The sequence below is a fragment of the Ciceribacter lividus genome (genome assembly GCF_003337715.1).
In the GTDB taxonomy this organism is placed as follows: Bacteria; Pseudomonadota; Alphaproteobacteria; order Rhizobiales; family Rhizobiaceae; genus Allorhizobium; species Allorhizobium lividum.
Genome location: NZ_QPIX01000004.1, coordinates 122,402 through 142,088, shown reverse-complemented (window position 1 = coordinate 142,088; position 19,687 = coordinate 122,402). Strand labels below are relative to the sequence as shown.

The following is a 19,687-nucleotide window of genomic DNA, read 5'->3' as shown; positions in this document are numbered from 1 at the left end:
TCGGGACGCGAGAGCCACATGTCCTGCGCTATGTCATCCGTCGTTGACGCTTTGGCATTTGCCGATAGTTTGTCAAAGCCCCTTTTTCTTCCGGCCTCGAGGAGGACCGACGTGAAGCTGACTGTGAATGGAACAGACCATACACTCGAGGCAGAGGCAGACATGCCGCTCCTCTGGGCACTCCGCGACATCCTTGACATCAAGGGCCCGAAATTCGGCTGCGGCGCGGGTCTGTGTGGCGCTTGCACGGTGATAGTCGGCGGGGAGGCGGTCCGCTCCTGTCAGATTGCCACAGGCGACGTCGATAAACCGGTCTTGACTATCGAGGGACTTGCCGGCGACGAGCTTCATCCAGTTCAGCAGGCCTGGATCGAGGAACAGGTCGCGCAATGCGGCTACTGCCAATCCGGTCAGATCATGAATGCGGTGGCGCTGCTCCAGTCCAATCCTGCGCCCAGCGATGACGAGATCGACGCGGCGATGGCCGGCAATCTCTGCCGCTGCGGCACCTACCCGCGCATCAGGGCGGCCATTCACAAGGCCGCGGCAAAGCTGGCGGGAGCACGGCCATGAGCAGAATCGGCAAGATCACTCGCCGCACATTGCTCGTCGGCGCTGCCGCCGTCGCCGGTGGCGTGGCATTCGGCTACTATCAGTACAGGAAACCCTATCCGAATCCGCTCCGCGATGGGCTTGAGAAGGGTGAGGTCGCCTTCAATCCTTATGTCAAGATTGGCACGGACAATCGCATTTCGATCATCGCGCCACGTGCCGAGATGGGCCAGGGGGTGTATACGACGCTGGCAGCACTCGTCGCGGAGGAGTTGGACGTCACTCTGGAGCAGGTCGCGATCGAGCACGGGCCGGTGTCTCCGGCTTATTTCAACGAAGCGGCATTTCGCGACGGCGCGCCATTCCCGCAATTCGACGACGGCTTTCTCGCGGAAAGTCTTCGCGATGTCATGGGGGTCATCGCCAAATTCGCCGGCCTGCAGTTCACCGGAGCGTCGACCTCCATGGCCGACGGCTTCGAGAAGATGCGCCTCGCAGGGGCGACTGCGCGTGAAATGCTGAAGACAGCGGCTGCGGCGAAACTGGGTGTGCCGCGCGACAGCTTGACGACTGCCGAGGGCTTCGTCTCCGATCCCCAATCCGGCAAGCGTGTTGCCTACGGCGCCCTCGCCGTCGATGCCGCAAAGCTCGATCCGCCCTCCGAGGTCACGCTTCGTGACCGGTCGCAGTGGAAGATCCTCGGCAAGTCGCAGCCGCGCCAGGACATGGTGCGCAAGGTCACCGGTGCCCCGATCTTCGGGATCGATGTGAGCCTGCCCGGCATGCTTTACGGGACCGTGCGCATGAACCCAAAACCGGGCGGACGACTGAAGCGGTTCGACGCCAAAGCCGCGATGGCCATGCCGGGCGTGCAGAAAATCATTGAGATCGACAGTCCCTATGGCCATGGGATCGGGGTGATCGCGGACAATACGTGGCGGGCGTTCAAGGCCGCCGAAGCTGTCGAGATCGAATGGGCGAGCGGACCCGGCCCTGAGAGTTCCGCGGACGTCGACACGGCGCTGGAGGCTGCACTGAACGGCACTGGCTCGTTCTCTCTGAGGACGATCGGGGACCCCGACGTCGTTTTTGCCGATGCCCCGCGCGAAAGAGTATTGGAGGCCGCCTACAAGGTCCCGTTCCTCTCCCACGTCGCCATGGAGCCGATGAACGCGACCGCCTACATCCGGGACGGACTTGTCGACATATGGGCGCCGAACCAGAGTCCCTCCCTGGTGAAGATCGCCGCGAGCCGGGTGACCGGAGCCCCAGAAGACCACATAGCGGTTCACACGACGTTTCTCGGCGGCGGCTTCGGCCGGCGCATCGAACCGGATTTCTCAGACTATGCGCTCCGTCTGGCTAAAGAAGCGGATGGCCGGCCGGTCAAGGTCACCTGGACTCGCGAAGAAGACATAAGCCACGGGCCCTATAGGCCGGCGGCCATGGGGCGCTACAAGGCCGCTCTTGATGACGACGGCGTCCCGAAGGCACTGGCCGGGTCGATTGCCGCTCCATCGGTTGTCGCCAGCGCGCTCGGACGCTATTTCCCGGTTCTCCCCACCGGTGGACCGGACAGTACTCTCGTCGACGGAGCTTACAACCAGCCCTATGGCATCGCGAACTACCGCGTGGATGGCAGGAAGGTCGACATTGCCGTCCCGGTCGGCTTCTGGCGATCGGTCGGGTTTTCCTACAACACCTTCATGCATGAGAGCTTCATCGACGAGATCGCCCATGCCGGCGGCACCGATCCGCTCGAATTGCGGCGCAAACTCATGCGGGAATATCCAGTGGCCCTGGCTGTCCTCGAAAAAGTGGCGTCGATGTCTGGCTGGGGCACAACACCGGAACCCGGCAAGGCGCGCGGCCTTGCCTTCGCCCTCTCGTTCGGGACATGGGTCGCTCAGGTGGTCGAGGTTGCCGAGACCGCCGGCAACATCCGGATCGAACGGGTGTTGTGCGCTGCGGATCCCGGGATCCTACTCGATCCCTTGAACTTCAAGGCGCAGATGATGTCGGGCATCATCTTCGGTTTGTCGGCGGCAGTCGGACAGCAGATCACCTTCGCAGACGGAACGGTCGAGCAGTCGAACTTTCACGACTACGATTCCTTGCGCATCAATCAATGTCCGGTGATCGAGGTGGAGTTGCTCGAGAATGCACCGCGGCTCGGTGGCGCCGGCGAGCCAGGTACGCCGCCGGCGATGCCGGCGCTCGGCAACGCGATTTTCGCACTGACTGGCAAGCGCCTCCGACGCCTGCCGTTTTCCGAAGACGTGACGTTTGCCTGAACAGCGCTGCTTAGCCGCCGCTCGCGCGGTCGGCGTAACGGGCCAGACTTGAAAGCGCGAAGACGACGACGTTCAGGAACGAGACGGCGATGAATACCGCCGAGAGCGAGGTGTGCTCCGCGACAAAGCCGATTATTGACGGCGCAAAGAGGATCCCCGAGTAGCCGAGAGTGGTCACCACCGACAGGCCGATCCCCGGAGCAAGCCCGGGAATATTGCCGCCTGCGGAAAAGGCAATCGGCACCATATTGGAGATACCAATGCCGGCAACGGCGAAACCGACCAGCGCGATCGTCAAGTTGGGTGCGAGGCCCGCAGTCACCAATCCGATGAACGATGCCGCGGTGCAAAGGCGCAAGGTTCGGACGGCACCAAGGCGATCGCGTACTAGGTCTCCGGCAAACCGCATCCCGGCCATCGCGAGCGAGAAGGCCGCGAATGCGAAGCCGGAGAAGGAGACCGACGCACCGAGCTCCGTGCGCAGGTAGAGAGCGCCCCAGTCGAGCGTCGTGCCTTCCGGTATCATCGAAAAGAGCGCGACGAGCCCGACCAGCCACGGCAGTGGCGTCAAGGGCAACCGCGCCTTCGCCCGCTGCTCCGAGGCGTGAGGCCGGTCCGCGAGAATACTCGGCCGGGCGATCAGGAACAACGCCAGCGCCACAGTCGCCGCGAGAACGGAGTGCGCGAGATCGCCAACCAAGGCGATCAGGTATCCTCCGAGCGCCGAGCCGACCAGGCCGCCGAGGCTCCAGAATGCATGACAAGACGACATGATCGAACGCCGCATCGTCCGCTCGACCTCCACCGCGTTTGCATTCATCGCAACGTCCATCGCGCCGGTCAGACCGCCGAACAGAAAGATCGCAGCGACACCGGTCCAAATGTCACCGACGAGAGATATGCCCACGATGGTCGGAAGGAACAGAATGGTTGCGACCTGGACCACCTGCCGCGACCCGAAGCGGGCAATCTGAAACCCGGCGATCGGCATCATCAGCAGAGAACCCGCGCCGAAGACGAAGAGCATCACACCGAGGCCTCCCTCGGAAAGACCGAGAGCGCCCGCGAAGAGCGGGATCTTGGGTGCCCAAGACCCCATCATCATTCCGTTGAGAAAAAAGAGCAGGGACACGGCCCAGCGCGTGGCCGGGAAAAAGGAGGGTGCTGCGGCTCCAATTACCATCTCACATCGGGTTTCGGTCATGATCTCCTCCACTGCAAGCGCTTGCAATCTATTTAAATCGATTGAATTCGCAAGCGATGTGCCCCACATCGACGCTCACATTTTGTTTCCTGCGGAAACGTCGATGGACGGCAAGTGCCCGCACGGTGGGCGTAGGCGCTCGTCGCGATGCGTACGACTCACGCAAATCTCTGTTGCATGCGGATCAACCATCGTATATACGAATATTTGTAGATAACATCTCATGGAGGTTTCCCAATGTCTCTCGATCGTGCCGTGCTCGCCTTCGCCGGCGTGATGGTTCTCCTGTCCGTCGTCCTGACGGTTTACGTCCATCCGCTTTTCCTCTGGTTTACCGTCTTCATCGGCGTCAATATGTTCCAATCCGCATTCACCGGCTTCTGTCCCGCCGCCATGATCTTCAAAAAGCTCGGCTTCCGTCCGGGAACGGCTTTCTGACGCAGTCCTGAAAAGGAAAAGCAAAATGTATCGTCCGCCGCTCGCACGCCTGGTAGCGCTCGCTCTGATCTTCTCCGCCTCCGCCGCGGCCGCAGAAACCCTGCGGGTCCAACCAGTGACCATTCCCGAATGGAAGGCCGTCTACGGGCGCGTCGAAGCTCGCGACAGCGTGCCGGCACGCGCGCGGATCGGCGGCACTGTCGTCGACCTCAAGGTCACGGAAGGCGACAGCGTCTCGACCGGCGATGTCATCGCGACCGTTCGAGACGACAAGATCGAATTTCAGATCGCGGCGATCGACGCGCAGCTTCTCGGTCTCAAGGCATCGCTCGACAACGCCCAAGCCGAGCTGGCGCGCGGTGAAGAACTGATCAAGCGCGGCGTGACTACCGCCCAGCGGCTCGACGCGCTGCGCACGCAGGTAGACGTCGTCCGCAACCAGATCGCGGCGGCCGAAGCGCAGCGTTCGGTGATCGTCCAGCAGGGCAAGGAAGGCTCGGTGCTCGCACCGACCACCGGGACGGTCCTGACGGTTCCCGTGACCCGCGACACCGTCATCATGGCCGGCGAGACGGTCGCGACCATCGGCGGCGGCGGGTTTTTCCTGCGACTTGCCGTACCTGAACGCCACGCCGACCTCCTCAAGGAAGGCGCCACGATCGAGATCGACGGAACGACCGCCGATCATCGGACGGGCCGGCTCGCAAAGATCTATCCCGAAATAGACAATGGCCGCGTCATCGCAGACGTGGAAGTCGATGCGCTGCCGACCAACTTCGTCAACAAGCGCCTGCTGATCCGTCTGCCCGTCGGAGAGCGGCAGGCTCTGCTCGTGCCGCAAGCCGCAATCACCAGCCGCTACGGCGTCGACTACGTCACCGTAAAGAACGGAGAGGCGACTGCGGAACGCACTGTTGTCACAGCCAAGCCGATCACCTACGACGGCGCGCCGATGACGGAAATCCTGACCGGCATCCGGGCCGGTGACGAGGTTGTACTGCCATGAAAATCCAGAATCTGGGTATCGCGGGCGGGTTGACGAAGACCTTCATCACGTCACCACTCACTCCTCTCTTTCTGCTTGCCGCCTTTGCGCTCGGCGTCGTCGCCCTCTTGACCTTGCCGCGCGAAGAGGAGCCGCAGATTTCGGTCCCCATGGTGGACATCATGGTCCGCGCCGACGGCCTGAAGGCGGAGGATGCGGTCAAGCTCGTCACGGAGCCCTTGGAGACGATCGTCAAGGGGATCAACGACGTCGAGCATGTCTATTCGCAAACCGCCGATGATCAGGTGATGGTCACGGCGCGGTTCGTGGTTGGCACGTCGGGCGATTCGGCCGTCTTGCGCGTCCATGACAAGATCCGCGCGAATATGGGCTCCATCCCCGTCGGCATTCCGGAGCCGCTCGTCGTCGGTCGAACGATCGATGACGTCGCAATCGTATCACTCACCCTGACACCGTCCCTCGAAAAAGGCGCGAACGTTACGGCCAACGACCTGACGCGCATCGCCCGCGAGCTTCGGGTCGAGCTGGCGAAGATCGAGAACGTCGGCCTGAGCTATCTCGTCGGTGAGACCGGCGAGGCGATCCGCGTCGCGCCGGATCCGGAAAAGCTTGCACTCTATGGCATGACGCTCCAGCAGCTTTCCGGCAAGGTGACGGCGGCCAACCGGTCGTTCTCGACCGGCCGCGTTCGCGACGGCGGGCAGCAGATCGAGGTCGTGGCGGGAGAGACGCTCTCTACGCCCGCCGATATCGGTAACCTGCTACTGACCACCCGCGACAACCGTCCGGTTTATGTCCGCGACGTCGCGGACGTATCTTTCGTCACCGACACCGCCGAGGCGCGCGCTTCCACCGTGACCCGTGGAGAGAACGGGGAACTGAAGCGGGTTCCGGCCGTGACGCTGGCGATCGCCAAGCGCGCCGGAGCAAACGCCGTCCTTGTATCGGAAGAGATCCTTCATCGCGTCGAGGAACTGAAAGGAACTCTTATCCCGAATTCCATGGATGTCGAGGTAACCCGAGACTACGGCGACACGGCGAACGAGAAGGCGAACGAACTGCTTTTCCACCTCGGCCTCGCCACGCTCTCGATCATCGCGTTGGTTTGGGTCGCGATCGGCCGCCGCGAAGCCTTCGTCGTCGCAATCGTCATCCCGGTCACGATCCTGCTGACGCTGTTTGCCGCCAATCTCATGGGCTACACGCTGAACCGCGTCTCGCTCTTCGCACTCATCTTCTCGATCGGCATTCTCGTCGACGACGCCATCGTCGTGATCGAGAACATCGCCCGCCATTGGGGTATGTCCGATGGAACAGACCGGCGAGAGGCTGCGATCGAAGCCGTCGCCGAAGTCGGCAATCCGACGATCGTCGCGACTCTCACGGTCGTGGTTGCCCTGCTTCCCATGATGTTCGTTTCAGGCATGATGGGCCCTTACATGAGCCCTATTCCGGCCAACGCCTCGGCTGCGATGATTTTCTCCTTCTTCGTCGCGGTGGTAGTGACGCCCTGGCTGATGCTGAAGATCGCTGGCAAGGCGAAGCTGCATCACGATGCGGACCATGGATCGGGAGGCACGCTCGGACGAGCATATGCGGCTGTCGCGAGACCCATCCTCGCGACCAAGAAGAAGAGTTGGATCTTCCTGCTTCTCGTCGGCGTGGCGACGCTCGGCTCACTGGCGCTCTTCTACACGAAGGACGTCACGGTGAAGCTGCTCCCCTTCGACAACAAATCGGAACTACAGGTCATGATAGACCTGCCGGAAGGTTCCTCCGTCGAAACGACGGATGCAGTCGCGCAGGCCGTCGCCAAGGTCGTGCTGGACACGCCGGAGGTGATCTCGGTGCAGACCCATGCCGCGACCGCAGCACCATTCAACTTCAACGGTCTCGTCCGGCACGCCTATCTGCGATCCAGCCCCGAAATGGGCGACGTCCAGATCAACCTGCTGCCTAAGGGGGAACGGGATCGCTCCAGCCACGAGATCGCTCTCGATCTGCGGCAGCGCCTCATCTCACAAGTGAACGTCCCCGAGGGCAGCTCACTCAAGGTCGTCGAGCCACCGCCCGGTCCGCCGGTTATGGCAACGCTGCTTGCTGAAATCTACGGCCCTGATGCCGACACCCGCCGCGCGACTGCGGAGAAGGTAAAGACAGCGTTCCGTTCGGTTCCCTTCATCGTCGACGTCGACGACAGTTACGGCCAACCCGCGAGACGCCTGCGTGCGACGATCTCGACCGACGATCTCGATTTCTACGGCGTCTCGGAGAGCGATGTGTTCGATACGTTGTCGATCCTCAACGGCACGACGACGATCGGTTACAGCCACCGCGGCGATGGACGCGCGCCGATCCCGATCGAGATCACCCGACCAAAGGGCACGAAGGTTCTCGACGAGACCTTCCTCGCAACGCCAATCCCGGCGAACCTCCTGCCTGGCTCCCGATCGGTGGTCGAACTCGGCGACGTCATCCGCGTCAAGGAGGAACAGGCTTCCTTCCCGATCTTCCGCCACAACGGCCGTTACGCCGAGATGGTGACGGCAGAGCTTGCCGGGGACTTCGAGGCGCCGCTTTACGGCATGCTGGCCGTTCAGGACGCGCTGGATGCCCAGGACTGGACCGGATTGCAGAAACCCGAGATCGCCCTGCACGGCCAGCCGACCGACCAGAGCAAGCCTGTCTTGCTGTGGGACGGCGAGTGGGAAGTGACGTGGGTCACGTTCCGCGACATGGGTGCCGCCTTCATGGTCGCGCTCCTCGGGATCTATATCCTGGTTGTCGCGCAGTTCGGCTCGTTCAAGGTGCCGCTGGTGATCCTCACCCCGATTCCGCTGACTTTCATCGGCATTCTCGGCGGTCACTGGCTGTTCGGTGCTCCGTTCACTGCGACATCGATGATCGGCTTTATCGCGCTTGCCGGCATCATCGTGCGCAACTCGATCCTGCTCGTGGACTTCATCCGCCACGCCCGCACACCGGAGCGTCCGCTGACGGACGTCCTGATCGAGGCCGGCTCGATCCGCTTCAAGCCGATCCTGCTGACCGCGCTTGCGGCGATGATCGGCGCCGCCGTGATCCTCACCGACCCGATCTTCCAGGGGCTGGCGATTTCGCTGCTCTTCGGGCTCGCGTCATCGACGCTGCTGACGGTCCTCGTCATTCCGGCGATCTACCGCGTCCTCCGCACCTGAGACGCCCGGACGATAAAAGCAAACGCCCGCAAAACGACTGTTTTGCGGGCGTTTTCTTATTCAAGGGCTCGATCAGACGCAGGTCATTTTGCCGGAAGCCAAGCCTCCGCAAGCTCGACCCAGAAGCTCGTGCCGATCGGCAAAATGTCGTCGTTGAAGTCATAACGGGGATGATGCAGCGGAGGATCATCGGGGGTCCGCTGAGTACCCACGAAGAAATAAGTGCCCGGCCTCGCCTGCAGCATGTAGGCGAAGTCTTCGCTGCCCATGGTCGGTCGCTCCATCTCGATGATCTTCTCAGCTCCCGCAAAGCGTGTCGCGAGCGCCCGGACGAAATCGGTTTCGGCCTTGTGGTTTATGGTGGCGTTGTAACCGCGCTCGTAGACAACGGTCGCCGTCATGCCGTAGCTGGCCGCCTGACCCTCCGCGATCCCGCGAATCCGCTGTTCGAGCTGGTCCCGCACCTTGGCGTCGAAGGATCGGATGCTAAGCAGCATTTCGGCACGCTGCGGGATGACGTTGCTGGCACCGCCGGCGTGGAATGCGCCGACCGTCACAACAGTCGGATCAAGCGGATGGACATTGCGGGAGACGATCGTCTGCAGCGCCATGATGATACTGGCGCCGGCGACGATGGGATCGGCCGTGTCTTGCGGTTCGGCGCCGTGGCCGCCGCGACCGTTGACCGTGATCTTGCACTCGTCGACAGCCGCCATGATCGGCCCGTCACGAAAAGCGAAGTGGCCGAAAGGGATCGTGGGGTCATTGTGGAGCGCGAAGACCGCATCGCACGGAAACCTATCGAAGAGACCATCTTCGATCATCAGCCTGGCTCCGCCGAAATTTTCCTCGGCTGGCTGGAAGATCAGATGCACCACACCGTCGAAATTCTTCCGCTCCGCGAGAATCTTCGCGGCACCGAGCAGCATGGCCGTATGGCCGTCATGTCCGCAGGCGTGCATTACACCCGGATTCCTGCTCTGGTATTCGGCACCGGTTTCTTCGAGGATCGGCAGTGCATCGAAATCGGCGCGTATGCCAATGCTCCTGCCACTGCTTCCGTTGCAAAGCGTCGCGACGACGCCGGTCTTCGCGAGACCACGCGTAACCTCATAGCCCATGGCAACAAGCTGAGCCGCGACATAATTGGACGTCTCGAACTCGGAAAGGCCGATTTCGGGATGCTGGTGCAGATAGCGTCGCGTTGCCACGATCTCGGGCATGTAGTTCGAAAAGCGTATCGTCATCGTTTCACCGGCTGTTGATCGAAGGGGGAAATCCGGACGCATGCGGCGTTTCCGGTCGACGAGGTGGTGGTTTCCGGGCGCAAAAAACCACCGGAGAGGAGTGGCAAGTTTTGCACTTGTTCTGTCATTCTTCAAGCGTATAACCGGCTTCCGAAGCCAGTCGGCGCCCGAGGATTCTTCAAATGGCGGAGAAAGAACCTACCCATCCGGAGCAGGAAACGCCCGCTCGACGGAGCTTCCATCGTGCTGGGGAAGCAGAGCGGCGAAAGGCCCTGATTCAGGCAACCCTCGACTGCATCAGCGAATATGGCTTGGACGGCGCTACGGTTCGGCAGATTGCCGCGAGAGCTGGCGTGACCGGCGGCCTCATCCGTCACTATTTCTCCGGCAAGGACCAAATGCTAGAGGCGGCCTACCGCGAAATCATGGACACGATGAGTTCAGCGGCCTTCCATGCGCTGGAACACGCTGGCGACAGCGCACGGGTACGCCTGCACGATTTCATTGTCGCAAACCTGACGCCCCCCGTCACGGATCCCCGCACGATGTCGCTCTGGGCGGCCTTCATCAGTCACGTCCGGGTCGATCCGGGTTTTGCAGAGATCCAGCGCGAAAACTATCTGGCCTATCTTGCCGTCCTTCAGCAACTGGTGGAGAAATTCCTCGCGGAAGCCGGGCGCCCGGCCACCGCAGAAACCTGTCGAAAGCTTGCGATCGCGATCAACGGGATGATCGACGGCCTTTGGCTCGAAGGTTCCTTGGCAGACGACCTCTTCGAGGACGACCCTCTGCCCGGCATCGCCCTTGCAGCGGTGGAATTGCTTCTTGGAGGCCTGAGCCTTTCGGAAAAGCATGGCGCCGACTCTGAAACGTCCGGGCGCTGAAGCAACGGGACAAGGAGAGTGATCAATGAATCGCGTCACCCGCACGTCAACGCAATAGCTCTTGGCTACCGCTTTGAAATAAGGCATAAAAAAGCCCATTTTCCCGTAGAGGGCACTCTATCTCCGTCTAGGTCCAGTTTTCTTTCACCAGCGTCATTCGCCAGCGGCTTGAAGTTCGGCATCGGAACATGAGCAAGGCCGTCGTGTTGACACGCCGGGGATAGAGGCAGGTCAGGACAGTCCGGCAATCATCTTTCTGACAGAACTCGAGAATATGTCCCTACCCATGACGTCGCTCACCTCGTCGCGCGAATTCGAGACAAAACAGATCGATCACAACGATTCGATCCGCGCTGCCTACTTCTCGAACGAAGAACTTTGCGAAAGCGCAGCAGCACTGGCTCGCGACGGTGCCAACGAGCTGCCGGCACTCTTCGCCTTCGACTTCTTCGCGCGCCACAAGGAGAACGAACGAGAGATCCTGCGGGTCTACCGGGCAACCGCCGCCGACGTCGAAAACGGCGCGACGATCACGCCTGCGCCCGAATGGTTGCTCGACAACCACTATATCATCGAAGAGGCTATCCAGGAGGTCCGCCGGGACTTCCCGCGTCGGTTCTATCGACAGCTACCGACAATGAAGATCGGGGAACACAAAATCCCCCGTACCATGGCGCTCGCCTGGCTCTATGTCGCCCACACCCATAGCACCGTGTCCCAGGAAAGCATGACCGCGTTGGTCGAGGGCTTTCAGTCGTCGCAGACGCTTGAGATCGGCGAACTGTGGGCTCTGCCGTCGATCGTCCGGTTCGTCCTGATCGAAAACCTGCGACGGATTTCGACCCGCGTCGACCGCTCGCGCCGGATGCGGCGAAAGGCAAACGAAATCGCGGACGAAGTAATCCGCCTCAACGACCCCGCCGCCTGCAAGGAGCTCTTCAGCCGCATCGAACCGCTGGCAGAGGACAATACCTTCGCGACCCAGTTCCTCTACCGCATGCGGAACGGCTCGCAGGACACGAGCTTCGCAGTCAATTGGCTGGAGGAACGTCTGGAACGCTCCGGCCGCACCGCCGACGAGGCGATGACGGCAGAGCATAACCGCCTATCGTCCGGCAACGTCACCACCGGCAATATCGTCAAGAGCCTTCGTGAAATCGACGACAAGGAGTGGTCCGTCTGGGTCGAGCAGGTTTCGCAGGTCGACAAGATCCTCGGCCAGCACACCGACTACCACGAACTTGATTTCGGCTCGCGCAACGCCTACCGCAACACCATCGAGCGCCTCGCCCGCCGTTCCGAAAAGACCGAGATCGAGATCGCGCAACTCGCAATCGACATGGCGGCCGAAGCCGCCCGCGATCCCGCAAGCGTCGATGCACAATCCAATGTCGGCGGCTTACTGGTGGGATCGCAGCGCAAGCGCCTCGAACAGGCTATCGGCTATCGTCCGCCGCTGCACCTGCGCGTCGCCAATCTCGTGCGCCGCATGAACTGGATGGCGATCGCTATTCCCGTGATCGCGATCACCATCGCGGTGCTGGCAGCGGTTGGCTGGTTCCTCGCCGACGCCGGGCTTTCGTCGCCGCTGATCCTCGTTTTGCTTCTGATGCTGTCATTGCCGGCCTCCGAAGGCGCGACCGGCCTTTTCAACACGCTGGTCACCTTTGTCGTCAAGCCGGCCCGCCTTACCGGCTACGAATTCAAGGAAGGCATCCCGGAGGATGCGCGCACGCTGGTCGTGGTGCCGTGCCTCATCGCGAAGCGTGACGATGTCGATGAGCTCATTCGCAATCTTGAGGTGCACTACCTCACGAACCCGCGTGGCGAGATATCCTTCGCCCTGCTTAGCGACTGGCGCGACAGCCCAGTCGAAGAGACGCCCGCAGATCTCGAAATCCTCGAATATGCAAAGCGCGAAGTTGCGACTCTCAGCGCCCGCTACGCTCACGACGGCAAGACGCGTTTCTATCTCCTTCACCGGCGCCGGCTCTTCAACCCGGCCGAGGGCGTCTGGATGGGCTGGGAACGAAAGCGCGGCAAGCTGCACGAGCTCAATCTCCTGCTGCGCGGCGACCGCGACACGACCTACCTGCCCGGCGCCAACATCGTGCCGGAAGGCGTCCAGTATGTCATGACGCTCGATGCGGATACCCGTCTCATGCGCGACGCAGTGACCAAGCTCGTCGGCAAGATGCACCATCCGATCAATCGGCCGGTCCACGATCCGGAAACGGGCCGGGTCGTCAGCGGCTACGGCGTGCTGCAACCCCGCGTGACGCCGTCGCTGACCACCGGCGAAGACGCTTCGGTCTTCCAGCGCGTTTTCTCGATCAATCGTGGCGTCGACCCTTACGTCTTCACAGTATCTGACGTCTATCAGGACATCACTGGCGAGGGCACTTTCACGGGCAAGGGTCTCTATCATGTCGACGCCTTCGAGCGGGCCTTGAAGGGCCGAATCGACGAGAATACGGTTCTCAGCCACGATCTGCTCGAAGGGTCGATGGCACGGTGTGCTCTGGTTACGGACGTCGAATTCGTCGAGGACTTCCCGACCCGATACGAAGTCGAGATTTCCCGCCAGCACCGTTGGGCGCGCGGCGACTGGCAACTCCTCCCCTATATCTTCGATCCGTCACGCGGCATCACCGCTCTCGGGCGCTGGAAGATGATCGACAACCTTCGCCGCTCTCTGACCCCGATGGCCTGGTTCCTGGCATCGGCGATCGGCTGGTACGCCATGACCCCGGTCGGGGCGGCGATCTGGCAGCTCCTGCTGATCTTCTGCATCTTCGTCGCGCCGACACTTTCGCTGCTTTCCGGCCTTGTTCCGCGCCAGACCGATATCGTGCCCAAGGCCCACTTCCAGTCGCTATGGTCGGAGGTCCGGTCCGCCAATGCGCAAGTTGCCCTCCGCATTGTCTTCATCACCGATGCGGCATGGATGATGGGTGATGCGATCGTCCGCTCTCTCTATCGCCTCTTCGTCAGCCGCAAGCTCCTGCTCGAATGGCGCACCGCCGGCAGCATCCAGTCGGTCGCTCAGGGCAATATACTAACCTACTACCGTTCGATGCGTCACGCGCCGGCGCTCGCGCTCGCGGCAATCGGCCTTGCCTCGTTGTCCGGCAATTACGGCTTCCTGATCGGCCTGCCGTTTGCCACCTTCTGGCTCCTGTCGCCGGTTGTCGCCTGGTATGTCAGTCAATCGGCTGAGACCGAGGATCGCCTGTTCGTGCCTGAAGAGGTGACGGTCGAGCTACGCAAGATCGCTCGCCGGACCTGGCGCTACTACGAAGCGTTCGTAACGGCCGATGACAACTATCTGCCACCCGACAACTTCCAGGAAACGCCGGAGCCGGTCCTCGCCCGCCGCACCTCGCCGACGAATATCGGCGTCTATCTGCTCTCGGTCGTCTCGGCTCGCAATTTCGGCTGGATCAGTTTCGAACAGACGATCGAGCGGCTGGAGCAGACGATCGCGACCGTCGAGAAAATGGAGAAATTCCGCGGCCACCTCTACAACTGGTACTACACCGACACGCTGAAGACACTCGGTCCGCGTTATATTTCGGCCGTCGACAGCGGCAATCTGGCCGGCCATCTCATCGCCGTTTCGTCCGCCTGCCGGGAATGGGCCGAGGCACCATCGGCCCACCTGCAAGGCAATCTCGACGGCATTGGCGATGTCGGCGGCATCCTTCTGGAAGCGCTTGCCGAACTGCCGGATGATCGCAAGACCGTGCGCCCGCTGCGCCGCCGGCTCGAAGAGCGTATCAACGGCTTCAACAACGCACTTGCCGCCGTCAAGCGCGAGCACGAATTCGCATCCATCCGGGTCATCAATCTGGCGGTACTCGCGCGCGACATCCAGAAGCTAGCCTCGAACCTCCACCACGAGGTGCGTTCCGAACAGAGCAGCGAGGTTACCCGCTGGACGGAAGCACTGGTCAGGGTCTGCGAGGCGCACATCTCCGACAGCACGTTCGACCTTTCCAATATCGAACCGCTCCGTCGGCGGCTTGCGACCTTGCGCGACCGCGCCCGTGACATCGCCTTCTCGATGGACTTCGGCTTCCTGTTCCGTCCCGAACGTCGCCTTCTATCAATCGGTTATCGGGTCGACAGCCGTGAGCTGGACGAAGCCTGCTATGATCTGCTGGCCTCGGAGGCCCGCCTGACAAGTCTTTTTGCCATAGCCAAGGGAGATCTCCCGACTGAGCACTGGTACCGTCTCGGCCGCCAGGTCGTGCCGATCGGCGCCCGTGCCGCCCTGATTTCCTGGTCGGGCTCGATGTTCGAGTACCTGATGCCGCCGCTCGTGATGCAGGAGCGGCAAGGTGGTATCCTCAACCAGACGAACAATCTCGTCGTCCGGGAGCAGATGAACCACGGGAAGCGTCTCAACATTCCTTGGGGTATTTCGGAAGCCGCCTTCAATGCCCGCGACCACGAATTGACTTATCAATATACCAATTTCGGGGTCCCGACCCTCGGGCTGAAGCGCGGCCTCGGCCAGAACGCGGTCATTGCGCCCTACGCGTCGATCCTGGCCAGCCAGTACTTCCCGAAAGCTGCTCTGGAGAACCTCGAGCGGTTGCGCAAGCTCGGTGCACTGGGTGCCTACGGCTTCCACGATGCGGTGGACTTCACGCCGACCCGCGTGCCCGAAGGAAAGACCTGCGCGGTCATCTACAACTACTATGCCCACCATCACGGCATGTCGATCGCGGCCATCGCCAATGTGGCCTTCAACGGGCACCTGCGCGAGCTCTTCCATTCCGACCCGGTGATCGAAGCGGCGGAACTCCTGCTGCAGGAGAAGGCCCCTCGCGAAATCCCTGTCATGAGTGCGAAATACGAACCCCAGACACCCGGAAAGGGTCAGGCCGATCTCCTGCGGCCGGAGATTCGCACGATCGTGGATCCCGCGACGAAGGATCGCGAACTGGCCTTCCTGTCGAACGGACACTACTCGGTCATGCTCACGGCGACCGGCTCCGGTTTCTCGCGCTGGAACGGTCAGGCCGTTTCGCGCTGGAAGGCAGATCCGACCGAGGATCGCTGGGGCACCTTCATCTTCTTGCGCGACATGGGAAGCGGCGAGTGGTGGTCGACCACGGCGACGCCCCGGCGCGCCGAAGACGAGAAGACCAAGACGATCTTCGGGGACGACAAGGCGGAGTTCTTCAAGACCGTCGGAGACATCTCGAGTTCCGTCGAATGCATCGTGGCGACCGAACACGACGCCGAAGGTCGTCGTGTCACGCTCCTCAACACCGGACCCGAGGACAGGTTCATCGAGGTGACCTCCTACCTCGAACCCGTCCTTGCCTATGAAGACGCGGACAATGCCCACACGGCATTCTCGCGGATGTTCATCAAGACCGAGTTCGGCCGACGCCGTGATGTCATCCGTGCAGAGCGCAACAAGCGCAGCCCCTCCGATCCGGACATCTGCGTCGCTCACCTCGTGGTCGACAATGCTGGCCCCGGCCGCCCGACAGAATTCGAGACGGACCGGCGCAAGTTCCTTGGTCGTGGCCGCAGCCTTGCCAATGCCGCAGCCTTCGATCCGGGGGCGACGCTCTCGGGAACGGAAGGCTACACCCTCGATCCGGTTCTCAGCTTGCGCCGGGTCGTGCGCGTGCCGTCCGGCAAGAAGGTCAGCGTGATCTTCTGGACCATCGCGGCACCGAGCCGACCAGAGGTGGACCGGGCGATCGAGCGCTACCGTCACCCCGACGCTTTCAGCCACGAGTTGGTGCACGCCTGGACGCGTGCCCAGATCGAGTTGCGCCACATAGGCATCACCTCGCAACAAGCCGCCGCGTTCCAGCATCTCGGTCGCTATCTGGTCTACCCGGACAATCACCTGCGCGCAGACCCAGAAACCGTCAGAACTGGGCTCGCGTCGCAGCCCGCGCTGTGGCCTTTGGCGATTTCGGGAGACTTCCCGATCTTCGCGCTGCGGATCAACGACGACATGGACATGGAGATCGCACGCGAAGCGCTCAGCGCGCTCGAATTCCTGCGTCGCCGTGGCGTCGTCGCCGATCTGGCGGTCATCAACGAACGGGCAACCTCCTATGCGCAGGACATGCAACACGCATTGGAACGGCTTGCCGAAAACTTGCGCTACCGCCAGGCGGATGGCGGTCGGCAGCACGTGTTCACGGTGCGCAACGACCTGATGGAGGAAGGGACCACCCAGGCCCTGCTGGCGGCGGCCCGGGTCGTCCTCCATGCCCGAAACGGCAAGATCGTCGACCAGGTGAATCGTGCGGTTTCGCTGTTCGCGACGCCGCGACTGCCCGAAGGCGCTGAGCCCGACTGGGTCGGGTTGCCGCCGGCGCAGCCGCGCAAGGATCATGGACTTCTGCCGAATGAGCAGAGCGGTCTACAGTTCTGGAACGGTTTCGGCGGCTTCGACAAGGACGGCGCCGAGTACGTGGTGCGTCTCGGCTCCAACGGAACAACGCCTCACCCGTGGATCAACGTGATCGCCAACGAACAGTTCGGCTTCCATGTGTCGGCCGAGGGCGCCGGTTTCACCTGGAGCCAGAACTCCCGCGACTACCAGTTGACACCGTGGCGCAACGATCCAGTTACTAACAGGCCGGGCGAGGCTTTCTACGTCTGCGACCTGACGAGCGGCAGGATGTTCTCGCCGACCAGTACGCTCAACCTCGACGAGACGAGCCGTTACGAAACCCGGCACGGCCTCGGCTACAGCGTCTTCAAGAGCCGGCATGACGGACTGGAGCTCGAACTGACCCAGACCGTCGATCGCACCCGACCAATAAAGCTGTCGCGGATGGTGATCCGCAATACCGGTAAGGTTGCCCGCACATTCAGGGTCTATGGCTATGCCGAATGGGTTCTGGGCAACAACGCTCAGAAGACGGCGCCGTTCATATTGGCCTCGTTCGATGAGGACACGGGCGCTCTCTTCGCGACAAACCGTTACGACATCAACTATCCCGGCCGTACGGCGTTTCTGGCGGCAAGCGACCCGGCCGGAAGCTACACGGCCAGCCGCCGCGAATTCATTGGCCGGAACGGCTCGATCGAACTGCCGCAAGCCGTTGCACGGCAATCAAAACTGCTGAACTCGATCGAAACCGAAGGCGATCCGTGTGCCGCACTCGCCCTCGATATCGAAGTGCCCGCCGGCGCAACAAAGGAACTCTGCTTCTTCCTCGGCGACTGTGCCACCGCGGCGGAGGCAAGCAAGGTGATCGCGGAGGTCCGCAAAGAGAGCGTCGTACGCATCCTGGATACGCAGCAGGCATTCTGGCATGACTTTACCGGCAGACTGCAGGTGAATACGGGCGACAAGTCGTTCGACTATCTGGTCAACGCCTGGCTGCCCTACCAGGCCCTGAGCTGCCGTCTGCTGGCCCGAGCCGGTTTCTACCAGGCGAGTGGTGCCTATGGCTTCCGTGATCAGTTGCAGGATACGCTGGCGTTCCTCACCGTCGATCCGAGACTGGCACGCCGGCAGATTCTGTACGCGGCCTCCCGACAGTTCGTCGAAGGCGACGTGCAGCATTGGTGGCTGCCTCAGACCGGTGCCGGGGTTCGTACCCGCATCTCCGACGATGTCGTCTGGCTGGCACATGCCGTCGACAACTACGTCACCGCAACCGGTGAAAAGGCGATTTTGGATGAGCCGATTTCGTTCCTCGAAGGACCCGCGTTGCCGGAAGGCGAAGCTGATTCGTTCTTCTTGCCGCAATCGACTGAAGACCGCTTTAGCCTTTATGAACATGCCGCCCGTGCTCTCGACCTCGCGATCGCACGCACAGGCGTTCACGGCTTGCCGCTGATTCTCGACGGCGACTGGAACGACGGTATGAACCGCGTCGGACACAAGGGACAGGGCGAAAGCGTCTGGCTCGGGTGGTTCCTTGCAGGAACGCTGAAATCATTCCTTGCCTACGCAGAGGAGCGCGCCGACAGCGCCCGCATCGCCCGGTGGACGGCGCATCTCACAGAACTCGGCTCCGCTCTTGAGAGCGCCGGTTGGGATGGCGAATACTACCGTCGTGGCTATTTCGATGACGGCACCCCTCTGGGGTCGGCCCAATCGGAAGAATGCCGCATAGACTCGATCGCCCAGTCTTGGAGTGTTCTTTCGCGCCAGGCTGCGCCGGAGCGTGCGACCACCGCGATCGAAGCTGCAGTTTCCAAGCTGGTCGATGAGGAGGCAGGCATCGTCAGGCTCTTTACCCCTCCCTTCGAGAAGAGCGCAGCGGACCCGGGCTATATCAAGGCCTATCCGCCCGGCGTCCGTGAGAACGGTGGCCAATACACCCATGCCGCCATCTGGCTCGGCATGGCGCTGGCGAAACTCGGCCGCGATGCCGATGCCTGGCGTTGCTTCAACATGCTCAATCCGTTGAAGCACGCGCTCGACATGGACGCGGCGGAACGCTACCGCGTCGAACCGTACGTCGTCGCGGCGGACATCTACGGCGACAACGCCTATCTCGGACGAGGCGGCTGGACCTGGTATACGGGCTCGGCAGGCTGGCTCTATCGCTTCGCGGTCGAGAGCATCCTCGGCGTTACGAAAAGGGGCGACACACTCTTCGTCCGTCCTTGCCTGCCGCCCGAGTGGAAGGGTTTCGAGGCCACGCTCACTATCTCCGACCGTGTATACGGCGTCGCAGTGAAGCAATCTGACGGAGGAAACTACGAAGTGACCGTCAACGGCAAGAAGCTCACGGACCTCGAACGCGGCTTCGCACTCGCAAAGTCCAAATAGCCGTTCGGCGCCGCACCGCCGTCGAGACGCGCAGACGAAAGAGCCCCGGAGAGCAATTGCTTTCCGGGGCTCTTTACTTTCGGTCTAAG

9 protein-coding genes are annotated in these 19,687 nt (G+C 62.0%); 7 read left to right on the top strand and 2 right to left on the bottom strand.

Annotated features, from left to right (window positions below; genetic code table 11):
- Nucleotides 1-111: 111 nt before the first annotated feature.
- Both DFR48_RS08995 and DFR48_RS08990 read left to right on the top strand, forming a co-directional pair.
- Nucleotides 112-573 carry a (2Fe-2S)-binding protein gene (locus DFR48_RS08995; RefSeq protein WP_114362824.1) on the top strand — a complete coding sequence of 154 codons (462 nt, stop codon included), beginning with the start codon at nt 112-114 and terminating at the stop codon, nt 571-573.
- Nucleotides 570-2,846, top strand: a complete 2,277-nt coding sequence (locus DFR48_RS08990) for a xanthine dehydrogenase family protein molybdopterin-binding subunit (protein ID WP_114362823.1) — start codon at nt 570-572, stop codon at nt 2,844-2,846. Before DFR48_RS08995 ends, DFR48_RS08990 begins: the two co-directional genes overlap by 4 nt.
- A 10-nt stretch (nt 2,847-2,856) precedes the next feature.
- Here DFR48_RS08990 and DFR48_RS08985 read toward each other — a convergent pair whose 3' ends face one another.
- Nucleotides 2,857-4,029: an MFS transporter gene (locus tag DFR48_RS08985; RefSeq protein ID WP_114363003.1), complete on the bottom strand. Its 1,173-nt coding sequence runs from the start codon at nt 4,027-4,029 to the stop codon at nt 2,857-2,859.
- Between the two features lie 258 nt (nt 4,030-4,287).
- On the opposite strand from DFR48_RS08985, the gene DFR48_RS08980 reads away from it, so the two are divergent.
- Genes DFR48_RS08980 through DFR48_RS08970 form a run of 3 tightly spaced genes read left to right on the top strand, consistent with a single transcriptional unit; the run spans nt 4,288 to nt 8,691 of the window.
- A complete protein-coding gene (locus DFR48_RS08980) occupies nt 4,288-4,488 on the top strand; it encodes a YgaP family membrane protein (protein ID WP_114362822.1) in 201 nt (66 codons plus the stop codon).
- 25 nt (nt 4,489-4,513) lie between these two features.
- A complete protein-coding gene (locus tag DFR48_RS08975) occupies nt 4,514-5,494 on the top strand; it encodes an efflux RND transporter periplasmic adaptor subunit (protein ID WP_114362821.1) in 981 nt (326 codons plus the stop codon).
- A complete protein-coding gene (locus tag DFR48_RS08970) occupies nt 5,491-8,691 on the top strand; it encodes an efflux RND transporter permease subunit (RefSeq protein ID WP_114362820.1) in 3,201 nt (1,066 codons plus the stop codon). The genes DFR48_RS08975 and DFR48_RS08970 overlap by 4 nt, the downstream gene beginning before the upstream one ends.
- 83 nt (nt 8,692-8,774) lie before the next feature.
- Here the strand turns inward: DFR48_RS08970 and DFR48_RS08965 are convergent, their stop codons facing one another.
- Nucleotides 8,775-9,938, bottom strand: coding sequence for a M20 aminoacylase family protein (locus tag DFR48_RS08965; protein WP_210205977.1), 1,164 nt, complete (start codon nt 9,936-9,938; stop codon nt 8,775-8,777).
- A gap of 182 nt (nt 9,939-10,120) precedes the next feature.
- Between DFR48_RS08965 and DFR48_RS08960 the strand changes: the two genes are divergently transcribed.
- Nucleotides 10,121-10,822 (top strand): TetR family transcriptional regulator C-terminal domain-containing protein, encoded by a 702-nt coding sequence (locus tag DFR48_RS08960; RefSeq protein ID WP_114362819.1) that lies wholly within the window; start codon nt 10,121-10,123, stop codon nt 10,820-10,822.
- 274 nt (nt 10,823-11,096) lie between these two features.
- Nucleotides 11,097-19,598 (top strand): glycoside hydrolase family 94 protein, encoded by an 8,502-nt coding sequence (locus DFR48_RS08955; RefSeq protein ID WP_114362818.1) that lies wholly within the window; start codon nt 11,097-11,099, stop codon nt 19,596-19,598.
- The last annotated feature ends 89 nt before the right edge of the window (nt 19,599-19,687 follow it).